Annotated in this window: 12 protein-coding genes and 1 pseudogene; 9 read left to right on the top strand and 4 right to left on the bottom strand. The window is 62.9% G+C overall.

Annotated features, from left to right (window positions below):
- Positions 1-4: 4 nt before the first annotated feature.
- From H276_RS0115355 to H276_RS0115340, 4 genes are read left to right on the top strand one after another with little or no spacing between them, the layout of a single operon-like run.
- Complete coding sequence (locus H276_RS0115355) at positions 5-1,492, top strand: amino acid permease (protein ID WP_019972194.1); 1,488 nt, start codon at positions 5-7, stop codon at positions 1,490-1,492.
- Positions 1,492-2,916: an FGGY family carbohydrate kinase gene (locus tag H276_RS0115350; RefSeq protein WP_019972193.1), complete on the top strand. Its 1,425-nt coding sequence runs from the start codon at positions 1,492-1,494 to the stop codon at positions 2,914-2,916. Before H276_RS0115355 ends, H276_RS0115350 begins: the two co-directional genes overlap by 1 nt.
- A complete protein-coding gene (locus tag H276_RS0115345; RefSeq protein ID WP_019972192.1) occupies positions 2,913-4,298 on the top strand; it encodes an NAD(P)/FAD-dependent oxidoreductase in 1,386 nt (461 codons plus the stop codon). Before H276_RS0115350 ends, H276_RS0115345 begins: the two co-directional genes overlap by 4 nt.
- Positions 4,295-5,530, top strand: a complete 1,236-nt coding sequence (locus H276_RS0115340; RefSeq protein ID WP_019972191.1) for an NAD(P)/FAD-dependent oxidoreductase — start codon at positions 4,295-4,297, stop codon at positions 5,528-5,530. The genes H276_RS0115345 and H276_RS0115340 overlap by 4 nt, the downstream gene beginning before the upstream one ends.
- On the opposite strand, the gene H276_RS0115335 is transcribed toward H276_RS0115340, so the two are convergent.
- Positions 5,514-6,932, bottom strand: coding sequence for an alpha/beta hydrolase-fold protein (locus tag H276_RS0115335; protein WP_196807928.1), 1,419 nt, complete (start codon positions 6,930-6,932; stop codon positions 5,514-5,516). The two genes, H276_RS0115340 and H276_RS0115335, sit on opposite strands and share 17 nt — an antisense overlap.
- A 215-nt stretch (positions 6,933-7,147) precedes the next feature.
- Between H276_RS0115335 and H276_RS0115330 the strand changes: the two genes are divergently transcribed.
- The 4 genes from H276_RS0115330 to H276_RS0115315 all read left to right on the top strand — a co-directional run bounded on the left by H276_RS0115330 (position 7,148) and on the right by H276_RS0115315 (position 12,004).
- Positions 7,148-8,284, top strand: a complete 1,137-nt coding sequence (locus H276_RS0115330) for an LLM class flavin-dependent oxidoreductase (RefSeq protein ID WP_019972189.1) — start codon at positions 7,148-7,150, stop codon at positions 8,282-8,284.
- A 178-nt stretch (positions 8,285-8,462) separates the two neighbouring features.
- Entirely contained in the window at positions 8,463-9,734 is a 1,272-nt protein-coding gene (locus tag H276_RS0115325) for an acyltransferase (protein ID WP_019972188.1), read from the top strand.
- A 191-nt stretch (positions 9,735-9,925) separates the two neighbouring features.
- Positions 9,926-10,852: an SGNH hydrolase domain-containing protein gene (locus H276_RS0115320; protein ID WP_231376689.1), complete on the top strand. Its 927-nt coding sequence runs from the start codon at positions 9,926-9,928 to the stop codon at positions 10,850-10,852.
- 96 nt (positions 10,853-10,948) lie between these two features.
- Positions 10,949-12,004: an SGNH hydrolase domain-containing protein gene (locus H276_RS0115315; RefSeq protein WP_019972186.1), complete on the top strand. Its 1,056-nt coding sequence runs from the start codon at positions 10,949-10,951 to the stop codon at positions 12,002-12,004.
- Between the two features lie 41 nt (positions 12,005-12,045).
- Here the strand turns inward: H276_RS0115315 and H276_RS25035 are convergent.
- Together H276_RS25035 and H276_RS0115305 are read right to left on the bottom strand one after the other, a co-directional pair.
- Positions 12,046-12,198: pseudogene (locus H276_RS25035) on the bottom strand (IS1634 family transposase); the annotation flags it as partial.
- Positions 12,199-12,214: 16 nt separating this feature from the next.
- Positions 12,215-13,885: a hypothetical protein gene (locus H276_RS0115305; RefSeq protein WP_019972185.1), complete on the bottom strand. Its 1,671-nt coding sequence runs from the start codon at positions 13,883-13,885 to the stop codon at positions 12,215-12,217.
- A 299-nt stretch (positions 13,886-14,184) separates the two neighbouring features.
- Between H276_RS0115305 and H276_RS0115300 the strand changes: the two genes are divergently transcribed.
- Positions 14,185-15,171 (top strand): endonuclease/exonuclease/phosphatase family protein, encoded by a 987-nt coding sequence (locus tag H276_RS0115300; RefSeq protein ID WP_231376688.1) that lies wholly within the window; start codon positions 14,185-14,187, stop codon positions 15,169-15,171.
- Here H276_RS0115300 and H276_RS23080 read toward each other — a convergent pair.
- Positions 15,158-18,934, bottom strand: a complete 3,777-nt coding sequence (locus H276_RS23080; RefSeq protein ID WP_019972183.1) for an alpha/beta fold hydrolase — start codon at positions 18,932-18,934, stop codon at positions 15,158-15,160. The genes H276_RS0115300 and H276_RS23080 overlap by 14 nt on opposite strands.
- Positions 18,935-18,948 lie beyond the last annotated feature (14 nt).

Genomic DNA, 18,948 nt, shown 5'->3' with positions numbered 1-18,948 from the left:
TCCGATGACAGATTCTTCCACATCACCCGGCGATAGCCGGGTCGCCGAATTCGGTTACACCGAGACCCTCGAACGATCGACGGGACGGTTCGCGTCCTTCGCCGTGGCATTCGCCTTCGTCTCCATCGCCACCGGCATCTTCACCACCTACGGCAGCGTGCTCACCAGCTCCGGACCGATGGGGATCTGGACCTGGCCCATCGTGATCGTCGGCCAACTGGCCGTCGCTCTGCTGATCGGCTCACTGGCCGCTCGCATCCCCGTCACCGGCTACGCCTACCAGTGGGTGTCGCGGCTGGCCAACCCCGTATTGGGCTGGATCACCGGCTGGATCTCGTTCACGTTCCTGGCCATCGTGGTGGTGGCGGTGGACTACACCGTGGCGGCCACCGTGGTGCCCGCGTTGTTCGATTTCACCGGCACTACCGGGACCGCGTTCCTGATCACCGCCGGAATCCTCGTGCTACAGGGACTGTTGGTCGGCCTGTCGACGAAGTGGACCGAGCGCGTCAACAACTTCGCCGTCACCGCCGAACTGATCGGCATGGTGACACTCGTGGTGCTGCTGTTCATCGTCGGGGTGATCGCCCACAAGCTCTCGGTCGGAAACCTGTTCTCCCGCAGTGATATTCCGGCCGACGGGTACTGGAGCTTCGGGACCGCCACGTCGGCCGGGCCGTGGATGCTGGGCTTCCTGCTGGGCGCGTTCACCATCGTGGGCTTCGAATCCGCGGCGAACCTGGCCGAGGAGACCAAGAAGCCCGAAATCGTCGTTCCCCGCGCCATGTGGCAGGCCGTGCTGGCGTCAGGTGTGCTGGGGTTTCTGTTCCTGCTGGTGGTCACGGCCGCGGTGAACGATCCGACGGCGCTGGCCCAGTCCGGCACGCCCATCGCCGACATCATCCGGGACATCCTCGGATCGTTCGTGGGCACCGCGCTGCTGGTGCTGGTGGCCATCGCAATCTTCGCGTGCGGTCTGGTCATCCTGATGAGCGGGGTCCGGCTGGTGTGGGCGATGTCGCGCGATCAGCGGTTCCCCGGTTGGCAGGTGCTGCACAAGATCTCGCCGCGGTTCAAGACGCCGCTCAATGCCACCGTCACCATGACGATGATCTCGGCGGTCATCCTGGGCCTGTTCTCCACGAGCACCGACGCCCTGTTCAAGCTGTTCTCGGCGGCCACTCTGCTGCCCGCCATCATCTACGCCATCACCGTGGCGCTCTACATCGCCACGCGGCGCAAGCTGCCCCCCAGCACGGGGTTCAGCCTGGGCCGCTGGGAGACACCGGTTCTGGTGGTGGCCGTGGTGTGGCTGGTTTTCGTGCTTTCCCTGTTCCGCGATGCCTCGTTCCGGGATCCTTGGCTGTATGCGGTGGTCATGGTGGCGGTCGGCGCGGTCTACCTCGGCTACCTGCTCGTCACGCGCGGCAGGCACGGTCTGAAGATGCCCGAGCTGTCCTCGATCGATGCCGAATTCGAGGATGCGTCGTAATGACCGTCCTGGCAATCGATCAAGGCACATCGGGAACGAAGGCCATCGTCTTCGACGACTCCGACGGTGTGGTCGGGTTGGCCGAAGTACCGGTGCACCCGCGCTACCTCGACGGCGGTGGTGTCGAACAGGACCCCGCCGAGCTGCTGGAGTCGGTACTCGGCGCCGGCCATGCCGCCGTCGAACAGGCAGGCCGCCCGATCGACGCGGTGTCGCTGGCCAACCAGGGAGAAACCGTGCTCGCGTGGGACCCGGACACCGGACGCCCACTCACCGCGGCGATCGTGTGGCAGGACCGCCGCGCCGAACCACTGTGCGCGGCATTGCGCGAACACCGCGAATTGTTTGCCACCCGAACAGGATTGGTTCTCGACTCGTATTTCTCGGCACCGAAGATGGCCTGGCTGCGCCGCCACGTCGAAACCGGCGGCGTGGTCACCACATCGGACACCTGGCTACTGCACCAACTGACCGGTGCCTTCGTCACCGACGCCACCACCGCCAGCCGATCACTGGTCGTCGAACTCGGCGCGCGGGACTGGAGCCGCGAGCTGCTCGGGCTCTTCGGTCTCGAAACCGAGCGGCTGCCCGCCATCGTGTCCAACGACGAGGTCATCGGGACCACAACGGCGTTCGGCACCGAGCTGCCCGTCGGTGGCATCGTGGTCGACCAGCAGGCGGCGCTGCTCGCCGAAGGCTGTCTCGAACCGGGAATGGCCAAGTGCACCTTCGGAACCGGTGCTTTTCTGCTCGCCAACACCGGCGACACCCCGGTGCACTCCACGGCCGGGCTGACCTCATCGGTGGCCTGGCGAATCGGCGACCAGGACACCTTCTGCGTCGACGGGCAGGTCTACACTGCGGCGTCGGCGGTCAAGTGGCTGTCCTCGCTGGGCATCATCAGTGGTGCGGAGGAGATGGACTCGGTTGCCGCGGCCGACGCCGGCGGGGTGCTGTGTGTACCCGCTCTGGCCGGCCTCGCTGCCCCATGGTGGAAATCAGCGGCCACCGCGACGATTTCGGGCATGTCGTTGTCCACCGGCCGCGGTCACATCGTGCTGGCGGTGCTGCAGGGCATCGCCGCGCAGGTGGCCGAACTCGCCTCGGCTATCGACACCGACTCCACCCCATTGACCAGGCTGCGGGCCGACGGCGGGCTCACCCAGTCCAAGGTGCTGATGCAGGCGGTTGCCGACATCCTGCAGGTGCCCGTGGACGTCTACCCGTCGGCCCATGCCACCGCACTCGGTGCCGCCGCACTGGCCGCGCTCAGCCTGCAACCCGGGCGGACGGTGTCGGACGTGGTTTCGTCATGGACCCCCTCGGCGAGCTACGAACCCAGTTGGCAACCGGCCCGTGTCGACGAATTCCGTTCCGAATGGCGCGAACTGGCCGCTACCACCTATTCCCAGGAGACCTCATGAACACCGCCTACGACGTCGTGATCGTCGGCGCCGGCATCGTCGGATCGGCGATCGCACGGGAACTGTCCGGATACCGACTGTCGGTCGCCCTGCTGGAGGCCCGCGACGATGTGGGCGACGGCACCAGCAAGGCCAACACCGCGATCCTGCACACCGGGTTCGACGCCAAGCCCGGCACGCTCGAATCGGCCATGGTCAGCCGCGGCTACCAATTGCTCTCCGAGTACGCCAAGCACACCGGTATCCCGGTCGAGCACACCGGCGCCATCCTGGTGGCCTGGGATGCCGAGCAACTCGAGGCGCTCCCCGGTCTGCGGGACAAAGCCGTGGCCAATGGCTACGACAGGTGTGAAATCGTGGACGCTGCAGCAGTTTACGCGGCGGTCCCGAGCCTCGGTCCGGGTGCGTTGGGCGGTCTGACGGTGCCCGACGAATCCATCATATGCACGTGGACAGTCAATCTCGCGCTCGCGACCGACGCCGTCAACCGGGGTACCACACTACTGCGCGGCCATCGCGTGGAACGGGTTGACGTCACACCCGACGGCACGACCCTGCACACCACCGCCGGCCCGCTCACCGCGCGCTGGGTGATCAACGCCGCGGGATTGGGCGCCGACGTGATCGACGGCCTGTTCGGCCACTCGCGGTTCACCGTCACACCGCGCCGCGGCGAGCTGATCGTGTACGACAAGCTGGCCCGCCCGCTCGTCGACAAGATCGTGCTGCCGGTGCCCACGGCCCGCGGCAAGGGCGTGCTCGTCAGCCCTACCATTTACGGCAATGTCATGCTGGGGCCCACCTCTGAGGACCTGCAGGACCGCACCGCAACCGGAACCTCGGAGAGCGGTTTCGAATTCCTTTTGGAGAAGGGCCGTGCCCTGATGCCGCGGCTGCTCGACGAGGAGGTCACCGCCACCTACGCCGGGCTGCGCGCCGCCATCGACCACGGCGACTACCTGATCGAGGCCGACCCACACCAGCACTATCTATTGGTCGGCGGCATTCGCTCCACGGGGCTGACCGCAGGCATGGCCATCGCCGAACATGTTCGCGACCAACTGATCTCGGCCGGGCTGGAGCTGACCCCGAGGCCCACCCTGCCGGATCCGCCCGAGATGCCCAATCTCGGTGAGGCCTTCCCCCGGCCCTATCAGCAGACCGAGAGAATCGCAGCCGACCCGGCATACGGGCGGATCGTCTGCTTCTGCGAACGCGTCACCGAGGGAGAGTTGCGCGACGCGTGCCACTCCGTCGTCCCGCCCGCCGGACTGGACGGGCTGCGCCGCCGCACCCGCGTCATGAACGGTCGCTGCCAGGCGTTCTTCTGCGGCGCCGAAGTGCAGACCATTTTCGAGAAGCAACAGGAGCAAAACGCATGAGCACCACCGACGTCGCGATCATCGGCGGCGGCCCTGCCGGGCTGACCGCGGCCGTCGCACTCGCCCGCGACCCGTCGCTCAATGTCGTGGTGTTGGAACGGGAATCGGCGGCCGGGGGCATTCCACGACACAGCGATCACCCCGGCTACGGCATCCGTGACATGAAGACGTTCATCAGCGGCCCGGCCTACGCGCGCCGGCTGGTGGCAAACGCGACCGCCGCCGGGGCCACCATTCGCACCAACACCATGGTCACCGGCTGGGCCGGCGACCGGTCGCTGGATATCACCTCGGCCGCCGGTCGGGAACGCCTCGACGCGCGCGCGGTCATCCTGGCCACCGGGGCCCGCGAGCGTCCCCGCCCGGCACGGATGATCCCGGGCGACCGACCGAGCGGCGTGTACACCACCGGTCACCTGCAGAACATCGTTCACCTCAAGCACGGCAAGGTCGGTCGCCGTGCGGTGGTGGTCGGCGCCGAACTGGTCAGCTACTCCGCGGTGCTCACCCTCAAACATGCCGGTTGCCAAACCGCACTGATGACCACCGAGTACCCCACACCCGAGTCGTATGCGGTGTTCAACCTCGCCGGTCGGACTCCCCTGCTCGGCGTCGACATCGCCACCCGCACGCGGATCACCCGCATCATCGGCAAGCCCGTGGTGCAGGGTGTGGAGATCGAGCATATCGACACCGGTGATCGTCGGGTGATCGATTGCGACACTGTGGTTTTCACCGGCGACTGGATTCCCGATCACGAGTTGGCCCGCTCCGGCGGTTTGGACATCGACGCCGGCACACTGGGTCCCGTCGTCGACACCGCCCTGCGCACCAGCCGCGACGGTGTCTTCGCGATCGGTAACCTGCTACACCCGGTCGACACCGCCGACATCGCGGCGCTCGACGGCCGCCACGTGGCTGACCAGGTGCACCACTACCTCGACGGGCGCCGGCCGCCGCAGGAGGCCATCCGCATCCAGGCCGATGCACCGCTGCGTTGGGTCGCTCCCACCTTGCTGCGCCCCGGCGACCCCGCACCGGCGCGCGGACGACTGCTGCTGTGGACCGATGCCCTCGTGCGCATTCCCAAAGTGGTTGCCCGCCAAGATGGCCGGGTGATCGGCCGCAAGACGCTGCCCTGGCCGGCATCACCGGGACGGGTGTTCCGCGTCCCGTCGAGCATCCTGCAATCAGCCGACCCGCGGGGCGGAACGGTCACCCTGTCGTTGTGACCTCCGGCATGGTCGGCACACCGGGCGTACCGAGTTCTTCAGCCATCCAGGGCAACGTGGTGACGAATGCCTGTGCAGCCATCGGCCAGTCGTGGTCACCTTCCATGACCAATAGCTGCGCATCTATTCCGACGCTGCGCGCCACGGTGCACAGTTGCCGAGCGGAATTTGCTTGATCGTCGAAGATGTCGTCGAAGATTTCGCATTCCGCGGGCGTATCTGGCGCCACCGGAGGCTGTTTACCGGAGCCTTGCGGCGTCCGGAAGACGACGAACCGCCCCGATACTCCGGTGTACGGCATATGCCGGGACATCGCATGTCGCGGATCGAACTCGTTGACCGCGTCCTGGTCACCGCCATACAGCTTGGCGACTGTATCCTGTTCGGATCCGATGTTGGGTTCGATGTCGCCGCCCATATTTACGAAGGCGCTGAAAATATCCGGATAGCGGGCCGTGAGGTGGATCGAGCAGGTTCCGCCCATCGAGAATCCGATGATGCCCCAACCCTGTCCGGCTGGTCGGGCACCGAACCGGGACTGTACATAGGGCACTAGTTCGCGGGTCAGATGGTCGCTGACGTTGCCTCGCGGGCCATTCACGCATTCGGTGTCGTTGTTGAATGAGCCTCCCACATCGGGCAATACGATGATCGGGCTGTTTCCTTCGTGTTCGGCAGCGAACGCGTCCAGTGCGGCAATCGCATTCCCGGTGCGTGCCCAGTCCTCGGGTGTATTGAACGCACCACCGATCAGCAATACTGCGGGCAACTGCGGAGGCGGGTCGCTAGCGAACCATGCCGGCGGCAGATACACGATTTCCTGACGGTGCCGGAAGCCTGACCCGCTGTCGGGAACGTCGATGCGGACAACGGCGCCAGGCACATTGGTGTTATGGGCCCGTTGGCGTTCGGCGAGCTGTTCGTCGGAAATCTCGTCCGGCAGCGGGCCGGCTGTCAGCTGCGCCCAGGCAATCTCGACGGTCGGAAAGTAGCCGATCCACACGTTGGTAGCCAGTAGTACACAGCACGCCGCCAACGGCACCGCCACAACCGTCGCACCGCGCCGCGACCACGAGGCGGCCCGCCAACCCAGAATGCAGATGACGACGGCAGCGCCGGTTACCGCTATCCACACCCACAACTGCATGGGCACAGGGTTGGTGGTCATGCTGTTGGCGAATATGTACCACCGCACCGCCAAGGCCAACGCGCCGCCGACGCCGGCGGCGAGCAAGCACATCAGCCACCAGCGTCGAGACGATCGCAGTGCGGCAACCGCCAATACGATCACCGCAACCAACTGAATAGTGGCGGGCAGCCAGCCGTCCAATAGACTGAGCCCTTGCGGGAGTGGGGCACCGGGGCGGTCCACCAGAGCCATAACTGTCACAGCACCCGTCATGCCTGCACGATATACGGCGTCCGACTGGATGGGTCGTTACAGTACGCGGCGGTGATGCAATGTCCTGTTGGTGCCCTTGTGGTCTCGACATCGGTGGCCGCGGAAGGAAGACCGCCGCGGCGGCGAGGTTTCTCGTACTCTGGGCGAATTACTCGAGAGCGTCATCACGGTGGAGGAATGCGGTGGAAGGCTGTAATCCGAACGGCCTGCGGATCATGTGGTATATCAACGGCGCAGACGGCGACGTACCTTGGCAGCCGGAACGGCGGTCACCACCATCACTGGCACACCTACGCAATCTGGCCGCAACCTTGGACCGGCTCGGCTATTTCGGTGCGCTGAGTACCGCGCGCGAAACGATCGCGCTGATCGGCGATACACAACGACTGCGGTTCATGATCCCGGAGTATCCGGGCGTCAAGCCGCCGGCGCTGCTTGCCGAAGAGGCCCAGGTCTTCGACCACTACTCAGGTGGGCGCCTGATCTACAATCAGGTCAACGGCGCGGACCCGGTGTTGGCCCGATACGGCAGTTTTGCGCCGAAGGCCCAGCGGTACAAGATCTCCGAAGAGTACTGGAAGCTGGTGCGGTCGCTGTACCTTGACGACACCGAGGCCGTCGAAGGCGAATATTTCCGGCTGGGACCCAGGTACAAGCCGCCGATCGCAGGGCCCCGCCAGCGTGGCGGGGTGCCGGTGTGGGGTACCGGAGCCTCACCCGAGGGCATCGCCCACGCCGCCGAGGTACTCGACGTATACCTGAGCTTCCTGGCCCAACCTCACCTGCTTGACGACACTTTCGGGGCAGCCCGGAAGGCGGCGGCGAACAACGGCCGCAGCCTGCCATGTGGCGTGCTGGCCTCAGTGGTGGTGCGCGACACCGACGACGCCGCCTGGGAGCACTTCGAATGGCAACTGGCACATACCGATCCGGAACGGATGAGGAAGCTGGCCGACCGCAACTTGCGTTCGTTCGGATTCGGCCCTCTGACGGAGATGTCCAGCACCGACCCCCAGGTACAGCGCCGGATCGACGCACTGAGCGCGGGGCGGATCCCCAGCCGCGACGACCTGGAATTCGTACCGGGACTCGCGGCCGGACTGACCACCTGGACCTCCGGAGAACCTCCGTTCGACATCGCCGGCAAGGGTTCGGGCAACTATCTCGTCGGGAGCCCGGAAACAGTAGCCAAGCTGATCACCGAGTTATCCGCCCAACTCGACATCGATACCTGGATTCTGTCCGGCTGGCCACTGGCCGTCGAGGCCCAGCGGTTCGCCGAGCAGGTGATGCCGCTGCTGGATGTCCGTCCATACGAGCCGCCGTTGGTCGATCCGGCACCGACGATCTGAAAGGGTTTCGCGAATTATCTGGGAGGGACTGCTGTCGCTGTCACCGCCTCCCCAGGCCTCGGATACGTAGGCCCCAATTCTTCTGGGAGAGGTGTTAATTTCTCTGCGTCGTTCCGCGACGGAACCATCCGACGGTTACTACGGCAAATCCGTCAGTCTTTACTGAAGGGAGGTCGACATGGCCGAGCAACCACTCGCGATCCAGATTGCGGATCCGCCTCCGGAGCGCCACCACGACACGGCCTCGATGTCTGCCGCGGGCACCGCACCTGCCGGGGTGTCGTCTCGGTTTCGGCCGGACATCGAGGGCATGCGTGCGATTGCCGTGCTGCTGGTGGTGCTGTATCACGCTTATGGAACGCCGTTTGTGGGCGGTTTCGTCGGTGTTGACGTCTTCTTCGTGATCTCTGGATTTCTGATCACCGGCCTGCTCCTCAGGGAACGGGAACGGTCAGGACGGATTTCGGTGTCCGACTTCTACGCAAGACGTGTTCGTCGGATCCTCCCGGCGGCCACCTTGGTGGTGTTGGTGACACTGTTTGCCACCTATCGTTGGCTCGGCTTCATCGCCGGGAACAGCGTTGCGGGCGACGCAAAGTGGTCCGCAGTGTTCGCGGCGAACCTACACTTCGGACTGACTCGCACCGATTACTTCGGCGCGCAGATGCCTCCTTCTCCGCTGCAGCACATGTGGTCACTGGGCGTCGAAGAGCAATTTTATTTGATATGGCCCGGCGTCACAGTAGCGCTGCTCCTGGTGGCCCGCAGAATGCACCATCGCAAAGTGCTCGCCGGGGCGCTGTGCGCAATCATCGCCGCTTCGTTGACTTGGTCTGTGCTACAGACCTCGGTCAATCAGACGTGGGCATATTTTTCGCCGCTGACACGGGCGTGGGAGCTCGCGCTGGGAGCACTGATCGCGGTCATGGCGCCGACTATCGCACGACGCCTGAAATATGGATTCGCACCGTCGGCTCTCGCGTTCGTGGGGCTGGCCGGAATCGTCCTTGCCGCTGTGCTTCTCACATCACAAACCCGCTACCCGGGTGCGGCCGTGGCACTGCCCGTGTTGGGTAGCGGCGCACTGATCGCGGCCGGTTGCGCGGACCCCCGAACACTCGTCGGGCGCTGCTTGTCGATCCACCCGATGCGCTGGCTCGGCGCGCGGTCTTACTCGTTGTACCTCTGGCATTGGCCACTTCTCGTCATTCCCGACCAGTACTCCGCCGATGACATGAGTGTGTTGGCGACTACGGGTTGGGTGCTCCTCGCCGTGGTGGCTTCAGAAATCACCTACCGACTCGTGGAGAATCCGTTTCGACGCGCCAAGCTGTTGACCGCGCGCACCGGAACAACCTTGGCATTAGGGCTGGCGCTGGTGGGAATCACGATACTTACCGCACAGTGGTGCATCGCAAGCCATTTCGGTTCCTGGGATGTTCTCCGCTGACCCGGAGCGCCAAATTCTTCATATTGCTGTCCCGTTCCAACATGCTTAGGAGTTGTTCCATGTCGGTCGCCACCGGAAAAAGGTTCTCCAAACCGAGCCGACGCTCGGTCCGACGGGTAGCTACGGCGCTAGCGGTACTGGCGGTCGCACTGACGGCATGTTCGGGCAGAGGTTCCGATCCCAACATCGATTTGTCCGAACTCCAGTCTGATGGCACCGGAAGCACTCCCCTGACCAATCAGACATACGCCACCACCGATCAAGTGCTCGCGGCCGTAGCCGCGGCCCAACAGACCCAGACGTTGCCCGAGACCGCTTCGGAACAGCTGGCGACAATCACTCAACAATTGAACGACCGCAATTACGACGATCACGCGGATTACTGTTTTGACAGGCGCGACGTATCTGCGCCGGTGGTTCAATTCAATGAGTTCGGCGAATGCGCCTACGGTGCCCCGAACGGCATGAAACACATGGTCCTGTTCGGGGATTCGCATGCGGAGACGTGGTCGGGCGCATTGGAGCGGGTCGCAGCGGTCACCGGCTGGAAGCTGCGAGTTTTCGACAAGCCCGGCTGTCCAGTGGCCGATTTACTGTTCCGTAACGAGGAAGCCGGCTCGCCCGATGCCGATTGCGACACATTTCGAGCCGCGGCGATCGACACGATTCGCGAACTGAGGCCACATCTTGTAGTTACCGCAAGTCTGGCTGGAGCCCCCCTGGCCAACGGTGACTGGCCGACTCAAGCCCAATGGCAGGACGGTTGGACGTCGACACTGCGCAAGCTCGCTCAGCCCGGCACTCGGCTGGCGGTACTCGGGGCCTATCCAGAATGGGAAAACTCCGGTGCTCGATGCCTTGCCGCTCATACCGGGGACATCCAGCAGTGCGGTACCGATCGGGTAGACATGACGGGTTCCCTCTTCGAGTCCGAGAAGATTGCGGCGGCACAGTCGGATGCACTGCATATAGACACCGTGCCGTGGGTGTGCGCGCAGCGATGCGTGCCGGTCGCCGCCGACATCATCACCTACAACGATCCCTACCACCTCAGCAAAAAATACACGGACTATCTTTCCGGCGCGGTGATGGAAGCCTTGAAACCCGCTATGGCATAGGTAAATCCGGTATCGCCAAATATGTGATTTCAGGTGCATCGTCGGCAGCACGACACGATGGTGCGATGAAACGCCTTATGTTTAAGGAGTTGTTCCATGTCGGTCGCCACCGGAAAAGGGTTCTCCAAACCGACCCGACGCTCGGTCCGACGGGTAGCTACGGCGCTAGCGGTACTGGCGGTCGCACTGACGGCATGTTCGGGCAGAGGTTCCGATCCCAACATCGATTTGTCCGAACTCCAGTCTGATGGCACCGGAAGCACTCCCCTGACCAATCAGACATACGCCACCACCGATCAAGTGCTCGCGGCCGTAGCCGCGGCCCAACAGACCCAGACGTTGCCCGAGACCGCTTCGGAGCAGCTGGTGAAAATCACCCAACAACCGAGCGACTATCTTAACGGCGGCGCGGATTACTGTTTTGACAGGCGCGAAGTGGCCGCACCGGCGGTCGAGCTGAGAGAATTCGGCGAATGCGCCTACGGTGACCACGACGGCGGGAAACTCATGGTCCTGTTCGGGGATTCGCGCGGGGAGACGTGGTCGAGTGCATTGGAGCGGGTCGCAGCGGTCACCGGCTGGAAGCTGCGAATTTTCGACAAGCACAGCTGTCCAGTGGCCGATTTGCCGCTCCGCAACCTGGAAACCGGTTCACCCGACGCCGATTGCGACACATTTCGAGCCGCGGCGATCGACGCTATTCGCGAGCTGAAGCCACAACTCGTAGTTACCGCAAGTCACGCCGGAGCTCGCCTGGCCAACGGTGACTGGCCGACTCAAGCCCAATGGCAGGACGGTTGGACGTCGACACTGGGCAAACTGGCTCAGCCCGGCACTCGGCTGGCGGTACTCGGGGCCTATCCAGAATGGAAAAACTCCGATGCTCGATGCCTCGCCGCTCACACCGCAGACGTCCAGCAGTGCAGCACCGACCGAGCAGACGTGATGGTTCCGCAATTCGAGTCCGAGAAGGCTGCGGCGGCACAGTCGGATGCACTGTATGTAGACACCGTGCCGTGGGTGTGCGCGCAGCGATGCGAGCCGGTGGTGGCCGACATCATCGTCTACAACGATCCCTACCACTTCACCAAACAGTACTCGAATTATCTTTCCGGTGCGGTGATGGAAGCCTTGAAACCCGCTATGGCATAGGTAAATTCGGCATCCGGCACGCGCAGCGGAGGCCTTCGCCAGGGTTCGACACCGACTTCGCTCAGGACCCGGATAGTGTCCAGCTTGATGATCGGTTCGATGATCTGGGCGAGTACCAGATCACGAAACACCATGTCGCTCTTGATGGCTGAATCGAACCCGAGCACGCGGTACGCGGTGCACAACCCGTCCCAGTCTGCGGGAGCGGTTCTATTCGTTCGTCGGCAAGGCAGGCTTCTTACCCCGAAGAGGTCCGTAGTATTCCTCGATCGACGGAGAGATGGCGGCGAGCTCTTGGATCACTTTTGTGTTCCGCGCAACCTCAGGGCGTACATAGACGGCAAACCCCGAGTCAGGCTGAGGTTCCGCAATCGCGGCAAGCACATAGTTGTTGCCTTCGGCGAAGCGGATCACTGGATCAGTCATCTGCTCCCATCCACGAACTGGGAATTCGGCACTCGATTCGTGGATCGACCGGGCGTTCGGCGATGTGGGAACATGGGCGACGATCACGTCTGGATGTAGGTCCATTAGCGCCGCCTGATCAAGCAAGCCCTCGTGCGCAATCCGCTTGTCGTTCAGGCCCCAAAGATCGATACATCTCCAGCCCGACTTCCAGCATACGTATCCTGCTTCGGTCGTTGCCACTACGAGGTCGTCTTCACCCGAAGCGGCCAGAGCCTTCGCGATTTTTTCCTGTGGTGTCTCCGCAATACGCCAAGTCAGCAACTGTGTCATAGACTGATGTACCACCGGTAACGTCACCGCGGCATTTACCATGACGATCAAAATGACTATCGCAGGCACCGACCTCAGAACCATCTTCGGGAAAGCTGCGATGCGCGCCGTCAAACGTGAAGCATTTCTCGAAAAAATATCTACTACCATAAGTAGAATCACAACGAGAATAGGAAACTGAAAGCGAAACCCATAGTTCATCTCACTGGAAAGCAGGGCCCACATCCCCAGCAGGGCAGCAATACTTGCCAAGTATGAGATGGCACGCCGATTCAAACCTGCGAGTATCGCTGTTGCAGTAAGCAATACAATCGAAATAAACCCGGACGACAAAGCGAACTGCACTGACGAGAGCAGGCCGCTGAAATGTATTCTTCCGCCGCCCTTTTTATAGTAGGGATTCGGGAACGGGTAGCCGAAGTATTGCCACCGTACGGCAACGAATGCGAACGCCGCTAAGAATAGCGTTGCAATTGCCCAGATGACAGAACGAAGTGCAGGGCGTCCACTTGCAGCGATTGCGGTTATAAGCAAGACGCCCGCGATGAGAAATCCCTCTGGTCGGATGATTCCAGATACCGCCCCCGCACAACCGAAATATATCGCGTTTCTCCGAGTAGGATCATCGGTGAACCTGAACATCGCCAGGGCAGTAAGGGCAACGCTCCCGCTGAAGAAGACAGCACCGAATCCGACGTTGATAATACCGACGGCCGGGCTGGAGATGAATATGGCGGTCAACAAAACTGCGAGCCCTAGGCAGGTTCGCCGCAGCGCATACACAAATATCAGCGCCGCGACTGAAAGGAATGCAATGGTGTTGACAATCAAGGCCGCGGCCTGCGTGCTGACGCCCAAATATTTTACCGCAACCACCAAGAACATATAACCCAGGTCCGTCGCACCATCCACGGGCGGCTCGCCGGTGTTCCATACGACGCCATGGCCGGCGAACACATTATCGACGTACCGAAAGAGCATCGCAGCATCCTCGGCTACCCGGAAGTTTGGCCAATCCATCCACCACAACCAGGCCGCAGTAAAAATGCTCAACAGAGCAACGGCGCCAAGAACAGATTTCCGCTGTGCATGCACGCTGGGGCCGGCTGTATCCTCTTGCATTTGTTCCAGCGCGCCAGTCATGCGCTTATGCTAACGGCACCTCACCTGCGGTTGCCGGCTACCATCGGAGCCTTCGCTGGCATCTCGCGCGGATGGTTGCACCCAGCATGATTCAGTGATCGTGAGGTGGTGAGTCGTGCGGTGAGCACGGCGGGCAGGTCGATAGCGTCCGCAGTGTTCCTCACGTCGATTCCTTTGCGCGAGTCGCCTTCACGTGACGAACAATCGGGGTAAGGCCAGTTTTACTACGGCACAAGTGAATCGGCTCTTACCAAGGCTTGGTTTCAGGTGCATCGCCGCCAGCATGGCACCATAGTGTGGTGAAGCACCTTCGCATCGTCTCGGCCATGCTCGGCGTAGTTGCCGCACTGGCCGCGCTGGCCGGGATAGTCACGCATTACCTCCGCATCGTCAGTTCCACTGCCACCCGGATCGCTTCCTTCACTCCATACCTCATCCTGTTGACGGTACCGGCGATACTGCTGCTGTTGTTCGCCCGCCAACGGGCACTGGCGGCAGTGTGCGTCTTGATCGCCGGGGCCGGGGTGTGGTCGCAGTTGCCGTTGTTTGTCGGAACGTCGCACCCGCCGCTCGCGGCGGACGGTCTCACAGTCCGGTTGATGCAGGCCAATATTTTCCTCGGCCAGGCTGACGCCGGGGCCATCGTGCGCACCGTGCAGGATGAGCGGGTAGATCTGCTCACAGTCGTAGAACTGACTCCGGACGCGGTGGGTCGGCTCAAGGCCGCCGGACTCGAACGGACGCTGCCGTATTCGTTCCTGCGCCCCCGCACCGGTGGCGGCGGAGCGGGCATCTTCTCACGCTTCCCTCTGCACGACGGAACCCTGCTCGAAGGGTACGCGTTGAACAATGTCAAAGCAGTCGCGGCCATCCCGGGCTCTCCCCCGACCGCCGTCTATGCGCTGCACCCGGTGCCTCCATTCCCGGAGCCCGCCTGGAAGTGGGTTCACGAGTTGCAGCGATTGCGTGCAGAGTTCGCCACGCAAACCCGACCGATGATCGTGGGAGCGGACTTCAACTCCACCTATGACCATCGCCAGTTCCGTGATCTGGTCAATGATTCGGTTGCCGAAGGCACGGGCCCGTTGCTGGACGCGCAACAGTACTTAGGCGCCGGACTCATAATGACGTATCCAGCCGACCAGTGGTATCCGGCATTGTTGGGCATCGACAAGATTCTTACGCGTGGCCCGCTCCCGGTCGCAATACATCGAATCGATCTGCCGGGCTCCGACCATCACGGTCTGATCGGTGATATTCGGGTAAAGCCGGTCAGCCAACCGTAGGCGCACTCAACCGATTTGCGGCCAGGAGGTCGACCACCGCCGATATGTAAGGCTCCCGAACGATCGAATTATGGTCGCATTCCAGTGTTTCCACGACCAGATCGCCGGTGAGCAAATACGGCCACAATCGGCGGTCGTCGCGGTTGAGATGGCTCAGGACCAGCAGTGCGCGTCCCGGCCACGGTCGCGGCCGATGCATCAATCCCACCCGCACGCCGACCTCTTCGAGTGCTTGGGCCTGCGCTTCGCCCCGGCGCTGCACAATTCCTGCCAGCGGCAGCATCATGCGCCGACGCCACAGTTCACGACGATCCAGATGAGCGCCGTCGAGGCTCAACACGGCGTCGCGGATCTCCAGGCGCGGTCCGCGCACTGCACCGGGCGAAAGGAACGGATCCAACAACACCACGAGGTCCACGGTCTCGTCCAGCTCCTCGAGCCTATGCGCAACCTCCAGCGCAATGTAGGAGCCAAGCGAGTGGCCGATCAACGTGTACGGTCCGTGGCGCTGTAACCGCCGTAGATCAGCGATATGCCGTTTGGCCGCACGTGCGACAGTCCAGTCGGGTATCGCACGATTCTCCAATCCGTTCTGGATGAATGCGTACACCGGGGTGCCCGGTCCGATACGGTCCGCAAGCGGTACGAAGGTCAGCGCCGAGGCACCCGCGCCGGCGAAGCAGAACACCGGCAATGACTCAGTTTCCGGCATCTGGTCCGGCGCAAGCGATCGGATGGGCACGGTGGTAGGCGCCAGCCGACGACGATGAGCGGGCAATCGGGAATCGCTTCGCGCTGCAACCGTTTCCGCGAACTGCGCCACGGTGGGCGCGCTGGCGAGGTCTGCGTGAGAGAGGTGGACATCGTGCAGGTCACTGATCCGCGCCAACATTTGCGTGACGGTCAACGAATCACCGCCCAACGCGTAGAAGCTCTCAGTGCGGCCGACTTCGATCAGTTGCAGAACCTCGGCCCATATCTCAGCGATCGCCGATTCCAGCTTTCCGCGCGGCGGTTCGCTCGCAACCCTGGTCGGCGCCGGCAAGGCCTGACGGTCCACCTTTCCGCGTTCTGTGCGAGGCAGTGCCGACAGGATCACCAAATGCGTCGGCACCATCCACGCGGGTAAATCACGGTGCAACCTTGCGCGCAAGTCTGCCATCGACGGTGCACGGTTGTCCTGCGTGGGTGCCAGGTAAGCGGTAAGTTCCGGCGAATCATCGTTGGTCTCACCAAGCTTCGGACTGACAACGACCACCGCCTCACGCACTTCTGGATAGCGAAGCAACGCGGCCTCGACCTCGGCGGGTTCTATCAGGTATCCGCGGATCTTGACAGCTGAGTCGGCACGACCAAGCAGGATCAGGTTGCCCTCATCATCCCAGCGCCCCAGGTCCCCACCACGGAATGTACGGCTACCGTCGGCATTCTCGGTGAACGTGCTGTCGGCCACCGACGGATCGAGGTAGCGCAACGCAAGGTACCGGGATGACACAGCTACTGCGCCCGCTTCGTCGAGTTCTATCCGCTTGTGCGGCGAAGGTATTCCGGCTGGAATCGCTCCGGTGGGGACTTCAGTATTCGGCGCAATGTCATAAGTTGCTATCGAACTCGCCTCCGACGACCCTACCCAGTTGGTAAACACTGCATGCGGTGCGAGCCTGCGTGCACGATGTACGTGCCGAGAGTGCGCTGCTTCGCCGGTCGTCACGATGCGGTCCAACCGCTGCAGCTCGTCACCGTGAGCCGCGGTGCACAGCGCTTCGAGGAAGGCCGGCGTCGAAACCATCACTTCCGCACCGATATCGGCGATGCGTTCGAACGCATCCCTTGGGGTTTCGCTACGGGGGTCGATCGCGACCACCTCGGCACCGCTGCACAACGAGCCGGTCAGCACGTTGAGGCCTGCTCCGAAGCTGATCGGCATGCACAGCGCCACCCGGCGTCCCGGGGTGATTCCGAATCGATCGTGCATGAGTTGTGCGTCGCACAGCCACATTCCGTTACCGTGCATCACGGCCTTGGGGGTACCGGATGAGCCCGAGGTGAACTGAATACTCGTGACATCATCGAGTCCGAAGCGATGTACACCGAGCGGTTCGGACAACGCCGACTCGGCTCGGATCTCGGTGGACTCCACGCGATATCCCGATCCCAGGGTCATGGCGAGACTGCCATTCGGATCATCCGTCAGGAGAATGTCTGGATGCCATCCCTGTTCGTCCAGAATGCGTACGATCGTCTGCACCCGGCTGGATGGTAAACCGGGATCGACAGCGACCAGCACGGAATCGGAGGCGAACGCACCCAACACGGCGGCCACCGTGCCCGGCGACATGCCGGCAGAAAGCAGAATCACGCCGGAACGATCGCCCGTATCGAAAATCGGACTCCACCGCTGCGCGGCAGCCTCGAGTTCCCCGTAGGTAATTCCACCGCGCGCGGTACGGACCGCAACCCGCTCCGACTGTTGCAACGCAGTGGATTTGAACTGATCGATTACCGACGTGAACTCGAGGGGTCGGTCGGCTACTGGGACCGGCTTCGTCAGAGACTCGGCTTGGATATCGGGTACCGGCGTACTCGCCAGCGCCCGGCGCAGAAGCCGCACAGTCGGACCGATGAGGATCAAGGTGCACACCACTTCCGTTGCCAGGTATGAATATCCCACTGCGTTAATGCCCCACCATGGGCTGGTGACTGCGATACCAGAAACAATCAGGACGCCGCCGAGGACCTGGACGGAAACCGCCAATTTGAGTTTGCGACGCAATCTGGACAACGCGCTGTAAATCGCCATCAGCGCCAGCGCAGGCAAGGTCAGGGCCATCAACCGGAGCATGGTCGTGCCGGCCTCGGCGTATTGGGGTCCCACGATGCTCAAGATCAAAGGGGCCCCTACCAAGAGGCCGGCACAACACGCCAGTGCCGCACCGCCGCACATAACCGTGAATCTCAGCGTGCACGCACGCAGGTCGGCACCCGGAGTCGAGGCAGCAGCAACGTATGGGGCGGAAGTTGCACCCACCAGCACACCGAGCGTGCTGATCACCAGCCAACAGACCGAGAAGTACGCATTCATTGTCGTGCCGAGCCTGGCCACGATGATCAGAGGCACCAGAAGTGGCACGACGACGACGACGGCGTCGATCGCATACGAGCTTGCAAAGAAGTGAAACAACTCGCTACGCGGCGGCAGGTCAGGTTCGCCACCACGGCGAGAACTCACCGGCGCGATCACGCGAAAGCCCACCAGAAAAGTGATCACGGCGGCGGGTAGCACCCACGCCCAGACAATCGCCGACCCCGTGGCGAACGGGATGAACGCCGCGACTGCCACGAGCTTCACGATCGACTGCCCGATATTTTTCGTCGCGACCATGCGGGTGCGGCCTATCCCGATGAGCACAGGGTCTTGGACGGTGAATATCGCAAGGATCATCACGCAGACCGGAAACAGCAGGGTTTCCGTTCTACCGGTGAACAACGCACTCGGCCCGAGGATCACAAAGAGGGTGCCGAAAAGCAGTGCAGCCAGGAGCACTACGGCAGATCCCGACCAGACAAGGCGTCGGGTGTGCACTCCTGCGATAGGCAAGAAGCGTTCATAGAGCCGACCGAGGCTCAGGGTGGCCAAGATGGCGATCAGCGTGGCCGAGGAGATGACTGCCGAGGCGCGACCGAATTCGGCAGTCGTATATCCCCGGGCGGCCACGGTCCAGAACACGAATCCGAGGGCACCCGTAGCGGCACTGGAAGTCATGACCGCGAATATGT

It is taken from the genome of Mycobacterium sp. 141 (genome assembly GCF_000382405.1).
Taxonomy (GTDB): Bacteria; Actinomycetota; Actinomycetes; order Mycobacteriales; family Mycobacteriaceae; genus Mycobacterium.
The sequence above is the reverse complement of the archived record's forward strand: the minus strand, read 5'-3'. Positions and strand labels throughout refer to the sequence as shown.